We start from the raw sequence: 10,000 nt of genomic DNA on the forward strand, positions 1-10,000 counted from the left end.
CAAGTTTCAAGTTTGAAGTTTCAAGAATTTGAACTTAATTCACAACGAATTTATTCGCTCAAAGACGATTACATCAAAACAATCGATTCCGTAATCGCTTTTCTTCAAGGAAAGAATCCATCTTTAGCACGTCAAATTTGTTCAGGAAATTTTCTTCCAGAAGCTTCTCGTTTTGATCAATTAGACGATATGGAATTTGCCTTTGGTTCGATGGGAATGCAAGATAAAGCGAAACATTTGGCTACTTTATATCTTGAAGATTTATCCGATTTTATTGTGGAGTGTGTCGATGAAAATTTCGGTTTTAGTCGCTATGCAGAACGTTTGGGTAGAAGCGCTAATTCTTTTGATGAATTATACCAATATTTACAACAAGAGTTGACTTTTATCGACAAAATCACCATCAAAATTCTGAAAGAAAGAATTGATGAAGTTCGGCCAAAATTGGTTTGTTTTTCGGTTCCATTTCCTGGTAATTTATATAGCGCTTTCCGTTGTGCTCAATTCATAAAAGCCAATTTTCCGAACATAAAAACAGCAATGGGTGGCGGTTTTCCCAATACAGAACTTCGTGAATTAAAAGACAAACGCGTTTTTGAGTTCTTCGATTTTATTACGTTAGATGATGGAGAATTACCTGTTGAATTAGTTTACGATTTTGTCACATCGAGCGAAGTCGAGATGCCTTTAAAACGAACTTTTCTCTTAGAAAATAACCAAGTCATTTACAAGAACAATTCCACTCGCCACGATTACAAACAAAGTGAAGTAGGAACTCCAGATTATTCCGATTTATTGTTAAATAAATATATTTCCGTAATCGAAGTAGCGAATCCCATGCACAGTTTATGGAGCGATGGTCGTTGGAACAAACTCACCATGGCGCACGGTTGTTATTGGGGAAAATGTACGTTTTGCGATATTTCTCTCGATTATATTAAGTTGTACGAACCCATCGCTGCCAAAATTTTGGTCGACCGAATGGAAGAATTAATCGCTCAAACAGGCGAAAACGGATTCCATTTTGTAGATGAAGCAGCACCGCCAGCTCTAATGCGCGAAGTCGCTTTGGAAATCATCAAACGAAAATTAGTGGTCACTTGGTGGACGAACATTCGTTTTGAGAAAAGTTTTACGGCTGATTTGTGTTTGTTGTTGAAAGAATCAGGTTGTATTGCGGTTTCTGGTGGATTGGAAGTGGCTTCGGATCGACTTTTAGAGCTAATAAAAAAAGGAGTAACAGTCGAACAAGTAGCACAAGTAACCCGAAATTTCACCGAATCTGGAATTATGGTGCATGCCTATTTGATGTACGGCTATCCCACACAAACGATTCAAGAAACGGTGGATAGTTTGGAAATGGTACGTCAATTGTTTGAATTGGGTGTTTTGCAAAGTGGTTTTTGGCATCAATTTGCCATGACAGCACATTCACCTGTGGGAATGTTTCCTGAAGAATTCGGAGTAATTCCAGATCAAAATGAAATTATGTTTGCCAATAACGACATCAATTTCAAAGATAAAACGGGAATCAATCACGATAAATTCAGCTTCGGATTAAAAAAATCGTTATTCAATTACATGCACGGAATTTGTTTTGATTACGATTTACAAGATTGGTTCGATTTCAAAATTCCAAAAACAAAAATCCCTTCTGATTTTATTTATAATTGCTTGGAAAAAGAACAGAATTTCTCAGTAAAACCAAATGCTAAAATCGTTTGGATAGGAGGAAAACCTCAAACCGAAATCTTCACCAAATCGAAAAAAGGAAATTCTTGGGAAATGATGAAATTAACGTTTCACAATAAAACGCAATCCTACGATATTTCTCTAAATGCCGAAGAGGGAAAATGGTTAGTGAAAACTCTTGAAGAAATTTCATTTCATATAAATAACAAAACAACTTTTTCTCAATTGAAATCAGATTTTGAACAACAATTTGATGATTTTGAATTATTTTGGTTTAGTAAACCTGTTCAAGTCTTGAGAAATACTTCTTTGTTGGTTTTGTAAAATCTATGTCCATATAGTGTTACTTTATTGGTGAAAAGTAAATTTTATTGAAAAAAAATTATAAATTTAACATCTAATAAATGTTGGTATGAAGTTTTTTTTCTCTAAAAATGTTGATTCTACCTATACAAAAGTAATCAGCTTACTTTCTCTAATGTCTTTTGGATTGTTAGTTTTAGTGGGTTCTTTGTACTATTACATGAAGGTACAAGAAAAAGAAATCTATGATTCTAGTAATAAAGTTTATAAAAACGAAATCACATCTTTATTAAAATTAAACACGGAAAATTACACTTCATTGGTTGTTGATGTGACTTATTGGGATGAATTTGTAGATTTCATGACTACAAAAGATGTCAAGTGGTTTAATACTTCGGTTGCTAATATTTTAGATACTTATAAGGTTGAATATGTTTGTGTTTATGATACTAAAGGCACATTTTTGACCAAAGTTTCAACTCCCAAAATAAAAACAGTAGACTTCATTCCCAAAGAAGTAATTACACGATTATTAACTAAAAAAGTAAATCGATTTTATTTGAAAATTCCAGAAGGTGTTGTGGAGGTTTATGCTGCAACAATTCATCCATCTGATGATCCTTATAAAAACAAAACAAAACCGTCGGGTTGTTTTTTCATGGTGAGATTATTGGATAACGAGTACTTTGCCAATTTTGAAAAAATAAGTACTTCAAATATTGAATTTTTCAAACAACCAGAAGAGAAATCAAAAGCAGTATATTTTATTATGCCTTTGAAAGATTATAACGATAAAATCATTCAGCAACTTATTTATAAAAGAGCGTATAACATTGATTTTTGGATAACAAAATTCATCTTAATTGTCATAACGATTGCCATAATTTTATCATGGATGGTTTATTATTATTATGCAAATCGATGGTCTAAACTTCCATTGAGTTTTATCAAAAAAATATTAAAAACAGGTGATTCAAATGCAATTCAATCCCTAAAAAGTATTAAAGGCGAATTTCGATACATCGGAAAATTGTTTGAAGAGAATCAAATAAAAGCTAAAGAATTAGAAATTGCTAAAAATAAAGCCGAAGAAAGTGATAAATTAAAATCAGCCTTTTTAATGAATTTATCGCATGAAATTAGAACTCCGATGAACGCTATTTTAGGTTTTTCAGATTTGCTTTCTCATCAGAATTTATCAGAAGAAGATAGAAATGAATATATAAAAGTAATTCAGCAAAGCGGAAATAATCTTCTGGAAATAATTGATGACTTAGTTGAAATGTCCAAAATTGATTCGCAAATTATTAAACCTAATTTACAAGCGTTTGATTTAGATGAGTTGGTTGATCAATTATTTGCGTCATACGAAAAACTCTACAGCAATGATAAAGTAGTTTTTAAATTAACTAGACCAAGCCAGAAAATAGCTAATAATATTGTTTCTGATAAAGTAAAACTAGGCGAAGTCATTACGAATTTACTAAATAACGCTTATAAGTTTACCGAAGAAGGTTTTATTATTTTAGATTATACTTTGGATGAAAAAAATAATTCGATATCTTTTAGTGTTAAAGACTCAGGCATTGGAATTCCAACTGATTTTCAAGAAAATATTTTTAAAAGGTTTAGTAAAATCAATGCCAAAGGAATTTCCGCTAATGAAGGACTCGGACTAGGTTTAGCCATTTCAAAAGCCTATGTTGAAATGTTGGGTGGTCAAATAAGTTTTAATTCGCAAGAAGGTGTTGGTTCAACTTTTTATTTTTCAATTCCATTAGAATATTCTGGTGATGAATTTATTGAAACTAAAGAATTGTCAAATGATAATCAACTTTTAGATTTAGGAAATAATGAAATCATTTTAATTGCTGAAGATGATAATATTAATTATTTACTAATTGAAAAAATGGTAAAAAGTTTCAATTTTAAAGTAATTCGTGCAAAAGATGGAGTAGAAGCAGTAGAATTCTGTAAAAAAAATAAAGAGATTGATTTGGTGCTTATGGATATAAAAATGCCTAATTTAAATGGTTACGAAGCTTTTACTGAAATCCGAAAATTTAATCCTGTAATTCCAATCATAGCTCAAACTTCTTACACTTTTGAAGACGAAATCAATAAAATTAAAGAATTAGGTTTCACCGATTTTATTTCAAAACCAATTGAAAAAGAGCGATTATTCGAATTAATTAAACTATACTTAAAAAGAAAATAACTATACTTATTTTCCAAATTTTATGAGATTTAGCATTTACAAAAACGATTTCTTTTCGTAAGTTTACGTCCACTAAAAAAAAATCTCATATGAGCACAAATTATAAACTTTTAGTAAACAATGCTGCTTCTTTTGAAGTTACTGAAAATAGTCTTCAAAATTTAGATGCCGTAAAGGTAGAAGAAGCAAAATTTCATGTACTAAAAGACAACAAACCTTACAAAGCTGAAATTGTTTCGGCTGATTTTCTTTCCAAAAAATATACCGTAAAAGTTAACAACAATACTTATGAAGTGGCGATTTCTGGTGCTATTGATGAGTTAATCAAAAGCATGGGAATTGAGCGCGGAAGAACTAAACTTGTTAATGCGATCAAGGCGCCAATGCCAGGTTTGATTTTAGAAATCAACGTTTCGGTTGGACAAGAAGTAAAAGAAAACGATCCTTTATTGATTTTGGAAGCTATGAAAATGGAAAACTGTTTCCTTTCACCAAGAGATGGAGTTATCAAATCAATTGCAGTTGAAAAAGGAAATGCAGTAGATAAAGGACAATTGTTAATTGAATTCGAATAAGATGAAAGAAATTAAGAAAATATTAGTTGCCAATCGTGGTGAAATTGCTATCCGAGTAATGAAAACTGCGAAAAAAATGGGAATCAAAACGGTGGCGGTTTATTCGTCTGCCGATAGAAATGCATTACACGTTAAATATGCTGATGAAGCAGTTTTAATTGGAGAAGCAGCGTCAAGTCAATCGTATTTACGTGGCGATAAAATCATCGAAGTTTGTAAAGAATTAGGAGTTGATGCGGTGCATCCAGGTTATGGATTTTTGAGTGAAAACTCATCTTTTGCAGAAGCTTGTGAAAAAAATAACATCATTTTCATCGGACCAAAATCTAAAGCAATTGAAATGATGGGAAGTAAGTTAGCAGCAAAAGAAGCTGTGAAACATTACAATATTCCAATGGTTCCAGGAACAGAAGATGCAATCACCGATATCGAAGCTGCAAAGAAAATTGCTACAGAAATTGGTTTTCCAATTCTAATCAAAGCATCAGCTGGTGGTGGAGGAAAAGGAATGCGTGTGGTGGAAAAAGCAGAAGATTTCGTTTCTCAGATGGATAGAGCTATTTCGGAAGCAACAAATGCTTTTGGAGATGGTTCCGTTTTCATTGAAAAATATGTTACGAAACCACGTCACATCGAAATTCAAGTAATGGCGGACAGTCATGGAAATATTGTCTATGTTTTCGAAAGAGAATGTAGTATCCAACGTCGTCACCAAAAAGTAGTAGAAGAAGCACCATCTGCAATTTTGACTCCAGAAAAGCGTAAAGAAATGGGTGAAGCTGCGGTAAAAGTAGCTAAAGCTTGTGATTATTTAGGAGCAGGAACTGTTGAGTTTTTGATGGATGCTGACCATAATTTCTACTTCTTAGAAATGAATACTCGTTTGCAAGTTGAACACCCAGTTTCCGAATTAATTTCAGGATTGGACTTAGTGGAATTGCAAATTCGCGTAGCTCGTGGTGAAGCTTTGCCAATGAAACAAGAAGATTTACAAATCAAAGGTCACGCTATGGAACTTCGTGTGTATGCCGAAGATCCAATGAATGATTTCTTGCCAAACGTAGGTTTCTTAAGTACTTATAAATTGCCTGAAGGCGAAGGAATTCGAGTAGATAACGGAATCGAAGAAGGAATGGATGTGCCAATTTATTACGATCCAATGCTTTCAAAATTGATTACCTACGGAAATACGCGTGAGGAATCTATTGAATTGATGATTAAAGCGATTGATAATTATTTGGTGGAAGGTGTTCACACTACGTTACCTTTTGGGAAATTTGTTATGGAGCACGAAGCGTTCCGTTCAGGAGATTTTGATACAGGATTTGTGAAAGCGTATTACGATGCTGAAAAACTAAAATCAAAATTAGATACCGAAGCCGAAATCGCAGCCATGATTGCATTTCAACAATACGTAGAAGATCAAAAAGTACTAAGATTACCAAATTAATTGGTACATCGACAAATTGTCTAATTGACTCATTGAAAGAAAAATGGAAGATAAAATCAAAATATTAAACGATAAAATTGCTTTAGCCAAATTAGGTGGAGGCGAAAAAAGAATAGCAGCACTTCACGCTAAAAAAAGATTAACAGCAAGAGAACGTGTCGAATATTTATTAGACGAAGGTTCGTTTGAAGAAATCGGAATGTTAGTTACACACCGTACTACTGATTTTGGAATGGAAAAAGAAATTATCTATGGTGATGGAGTTGTAACCGGTTACGGAACCATCAACGGAAGATTGGTATATGTTTTTGCACAAGATTTCACGGTTTTCGGAGGTTCATTATCAGAAACCCATGCTGAGAAAATCTGTAAAGTAATGGATATGGCAGTGAAGAATGGCGCTCCAATGATTGGATTAAATGATTCTGGTGGAGCGCGTATTCAGGAAGGTGTTCGTTCGCTTGGTGGTTATGCGGATATTTTCTACAGAAATGTTCAAGCTTCTGGAGTAATCCCTCAAATCTCAGCTATTATGGGGCCATGTGCTGGTGGAGCCGTTTATTCTCCAGCTATGACCGATTTTACCATGATGGTAGAAAACAATAGTTATATGTTCGTAACTGGACCAAACGTTGTAAAAACTGTAACAAATGAAGAAGTAACTTCTGAAGAATTAGGTGGAGCGGCTACTCATGCCTCAAAATCGGGAGTTTGTCATATTACCTCTCCAAATGGTGTAGAATGTTTGGAAGATATTAAACGATTGTTGAGTTTTATTCCTCAAAATAATAGAGAAACTACGCCAAAATTGCCTTATGAATTTCAAGATGAGGTTCGCGAAAAATTAGATACACTTGTGCCTGATAGCGCGAACAAACCTTATGATATGCACGAAGTAATCAGCGGAATTATCGATGAAGATTCGTTCTTTGAAATTCACAAAGATTTTGCTGAAAATATTATTGTAGGTTTCGCTCGTTTAGGCGGAAGAAGTATCGGAATTGTTGCCAACCAACCAATGGTTTTAGCAGGTTGTTTGGATGTAAACAGTTCGATTAAAGCGGCAAGATTTGTTCGTTTTTGCGATTGCTTCAATATTCCTTTATTAGTATTAGAAGACGTACCAGGATTCTTACCAGGAACGGATCAAGAATGGAACGGAATCATCACACACGGAGCAAAATTATTATACGCATTTAGTGAAGCTACAGTTCCAAGAGTTACTGTAATTACTCGTAAAGCGTATGGTGGAGCTTATGACGTAATGAATTCAAAACACATTGGTGCTGATATGAATTTTGCTTGGCCAAGTGCAGAAATCGCGGTAATGGGAGCAAAAGGAGCTTCAGAAATTATCTTCAAAAAAGAAATTAGCGAAGCTGCTGATCCAGTAGCTAAATTAGCAGAGAAAGAAGCGGAATATGCTGAGTTATTTGCTAATCCTTACACAGCAGCCCAACGTGGTTTTATAGACGAAGTAATTTTACCAAGAGATACACGAAGAAAATTGATAAAAGCGTTTAGCATGTTAGAAAACAAAGTGGTCGACACACCAAAACGCAAACATGGAAATATTCCTTTGTAAATAATATTCAAATTTTATAAATGAAATCTTTAACTAGATGATGAAAATGAAATCAAAAATCGGTTTTTTAATAGCGCTAACTGTAATATTATCTTCAATTGTTTATTTTTATTCAAGATCTAAAAGTGCTACTTTGCCAGATCCAATTTTAATTAATTTTGAAAAACAAAAAGTGGCTAGCTTTTCTGATTTTTGGAGTATTTATGACAAAGATGGTAGTGAGGTTTCTTTTAAGAAATTTAAGAAAAAGGTATTGTTTATTTGTTATGTCTCAACAAAATCTGAGGAAAGTTTAAAGCAATTGGAATCTTTGAAAAAAGTCTATGACGATTATAAAACAAAAATGGATTTTTTGTTACTATCAAATGATAATCAAACTAAAATGATTCATTATTTAGATGATAATGAGTACTATTTTCCTTTGTACTTTTATTTAAGTGAACCGCCAAAAGAATTTGAGGTTAAGAAATTACCACAATCTTATCTAATTAGCAAAAAAGGAAGAATTCTTGTAGATATTAATGAAGCTGTAAATTGGGATTCTAAAGAGTTTAGAAAAGTTCTAGATGGATTAATCTCTTCTCCAAAATAATAGCTTTTTTTTCAGATTTTTAAAACCATTCCACAACTTTTTACTTTTAAAGAGGTTGTGGAGTGGTTTTATTGTTTTATCATGATAAAATTTGCTCCAATTTCAATTATTGGATTTGCATGACCCGTTGTTGGATCTCCTTCAACCCTTGCTGGAGGTGGTGTGCCCCATTTATATACTTCTAACGCAGGTTGGCCATTAATAACTATTAATCTTAAGTTTAAGTCTGCCCCCCAGCGACTTATTGGCTCTACAAGTGATAATTGTAGCCTTTTTTCATTTGGATTGCAATAATTACACTTAGGGATGTTGTGATTTTCTAAAATACTATTGCCGTCTATTTTATGAGCTATTTGCATAGGGTAATTTGTATTAAAGTTGTTTAGAGTGTTTATTTTTTCTACTCCATTTTTAATGTATTGGTATTCGCCTACGATTAAATCTTCAAACGAATTGTTGATAAAAGGAGCTCTAATTACTTTTCGTAACTTAATTTTTAATGTATCTGTAGGACTGCTATATACCCAAGTACCTACATAAGGGTCAAGTAAGTTATTAATGTCTTTATAGTAGGCACCATTAAGTCTTGTGCCATTCATGTCTTCAATATTTATAATTTGTGAAAACATATTTAAGCTACTAAGCATAAATATAAGTGCTAATATTTTTTTTATCATAAATAAATATACAAAAAAAGCAACAACGACTTTACAATTAAAAGCCGTTGTTGAAAGGTTTATTGTTTTATTAAAGTGTACCATCCATAGGGTATGGTTACATCAGGAATTACATCACCATCTCTCTTTCTAACTCCGTTATATCCTATAAATATTTTTATTGCTTCTTGCCCTGAAACTGTTGTTTTCTTTAACATCATGTAGCCTGCTCTAATTATAAGGTGATCTACATATCCTACAAAAACTCTTTTTTCGCCCGGAGCACAATCAGTACAATTTAACCTTAAAGGATTGGTTATTATGACAGCTCCAGAAATAGTGTGTTTTCTATTGTTATTGTAATTTGTATTTATATTTGGTAATGTGTTTATTTTTATATTTCCGTTTTTAACATATTTTACTTCTCCAATTAAAAAATCTTCATAATATCTACCTATATGTTGTAATGTTTTTTTGCGTAATTCAATTTTTAATGTGTCTAAGCCGTTTGAATATAGCCATACACCTTCATAGTTGTTTAAAATGTTATTAGTGTCTTTATAATATGCACCATCTTGTCTATAGCCATCTTCATCTTCAATATTAATGATAGGACTTTGAGCCTTGCAATTAATTGAAAGCAATAGTACAACAAGTATGGTTAAGTTTTTTATCATAAATAAATTGAAGAAGAAAATTTTCTTTAGTTACTTTTTTAAACAATTTTAACAAATAAATGAAACTTTTTTGAATGTGTTGTTGTAGTTTTTCTACACATTTTTATTAAAATTTCATTTAATTAAACGGTTACAAAAAAAGCCCCTAGTTTTCACTAAGAGCTTTTCAAATTTTGAAACTATCTACTAATAGTAGCTATATCTTCTAACTTTAGCAATGTATTTCGCTAAACGAATAACTTGGTGGCTGTA

8 protein-coding genes are annotated in these 10,000 nt (G+C 32.5%); 6 read left to right on the forward strand and 2 right to left on the reverse strand.

From position 1 onward, the window contains the following. The 6 genes from LDL23_RS03845 to LDL23_RS03870 all read left to right on the forward strand — a co-directional run. A partial coding sequence (locus LDL23_RS03845) for a radical SAM protein (RefSeq protein WP_291264527.1) occupies nucleotides 1–2,016 on the forward strand: 2,016 nt, incomplete at its 5' end. An 88-nt stretch (nucleotides 2,017–2,104) separates the two neighbouring features. Further along, entirely contained in the window at nucleotides 2,105–4,213 is a 2,109-nt protein-coding gene (locus tag LDL23_RS03850) for a response regulator (RefSeq protein ID WP_291264528.1), read from the forward strand. Between the two features lie 89 nt (nucleotides 4,214–4,302). Beyond that, nucleotides 4,303–4,788, forward strand: a complete 486-nt coding sequence (locus tag LDL23_RS03855; RefSeq protein ID WP_291264529.1) for a biotin/lipoyl-containing protein — start codon at nucleotides 4,303–4,305, stop codon at nucleotides 4,786–4,788. Between the two features lie 10 nt (nucleotides 4,789–4,798). After that, entirely contained in the window at nucleotides 4,799–6,238 is a 1,440-nt protein-coding gene (locus LDL23_RS03860) for an acetyl-CoA carboxylase biotin carboxylase subunit (RefSeq protein ID WP_026724618.1), read from the forward strand. Between the two features lie 43 nt (nucleotides 6,239–6,281). Next, nucleotides 6,282–7,823 carry an acyl-CoA carboxylase subunit beta gene (locus tag LDL23_RS03865; RefSeq protein WP_291264530.1) on the forward strand — a complete coding sequence of 514 codons (1,542 nt, stop codon included), beginning with the start codon at nucleotides 6,282–6,284 and terminating at the stop codon, nucleotides 7,821–7,823. 46 nt (nucleotides 7,824–7,869) lie between these two features. Continuing rightward, a complete protein-coding gene (locus LDL23_RS03870; protein ID WP_291264531.1) occupies nucleotides 7,870–8,415 on the forward strand; it encodes a thioredoxin-like domain-containing protein in 546 nt (181 codons plus the stop codon). Between the two features lie 68 nt (nucleotides 8,416–8,483). Here the strand turns inward: LDL23_RS03870 and LDL23_RS03875 are convergent, their stop codons facing one another. Further along, nucleotides 8,484–9,176 carry a DUF6705 family protein gene (locus LDL23_RS03875; RefSeq protein WP_366935464.1) on the reverse strand — a complete coding sequence of 231 codons (693 nt, stop codon included), beginning with the start codon at nucleotides 9,174–9,176 and terminating at the stop codon, nucleotides 8,484–8,486. After that, complete coding sequence (locus LDL23_RS03880) at nucleotides 9,152–9,748, reverse strand: DUF6705 family protein (protein WP_291264533.1); 597 nt, start codon at nucleotides 9,746–9,748, stop codon at nucleotides 9,152–9,154. The genes LDL23_RS03875 and LDL23_RS03880 overlap by 25 nt, the downstream gene beginning before the upstream one ends. Nucleotides 9,749–10,000 lie beyond the last annotated feature (252 nt).

The sequence above is a fragment of the Flavobacterium sp. genome (genome assembly GCF_020217025.1).
Lineage (GTDB): Bacteria > Bacteroidota > Bacteroidia > Flavobacteriales > Flavobacteriaceae > Flavobacterium.

Excerpts from the sequence above, each read along its gene's own strand:
- LDL23_RS03850 (WP_291264528.1), top strand. The coding sequence starts at position 2,105 with ATGAAGTTTTTTTTCTCTAAAAATGTTGATTCTACCTATACAAAAGTA.
- LDL23_RS03855 (WP_291264529.1), top strand. The coding sequence starts at position 4,303 with ATGAGCACAAATTATAAACTTTTAGTAAACAATGCTGCTTCTTTTGAA.
- LDL23_RS03865 (WP_291264530.1), top strand. The coding sequence starts at position 6,282 with ATGGAAGATAAAATCAAAATATTAAACGATAAAATTGCTTTAGCCAAA.
- LDL23_RS03870 (WP_291264531.1), top strand. The coding sequence starts at position 7,870 with ATGAAATCAAAAATCGGTTTTTTAATAGCGCTAACTGTAATATTATCT.
- LDL23_RS03875 (WP_366935464.1), bottom strand. The coding sequence starts at position 9,176 with ATGGTACACTTTAATAAAACAATAAACCTTTCAACAACGGCTTTTAAT.
- LDL23_RS03880 (WP_291264533.1), bottom strand. The coding sequence starts at position 9,748 with ATGATAAAAAACTTAACCATACTTGTTGTACTATTGCTTTCAATTAAT.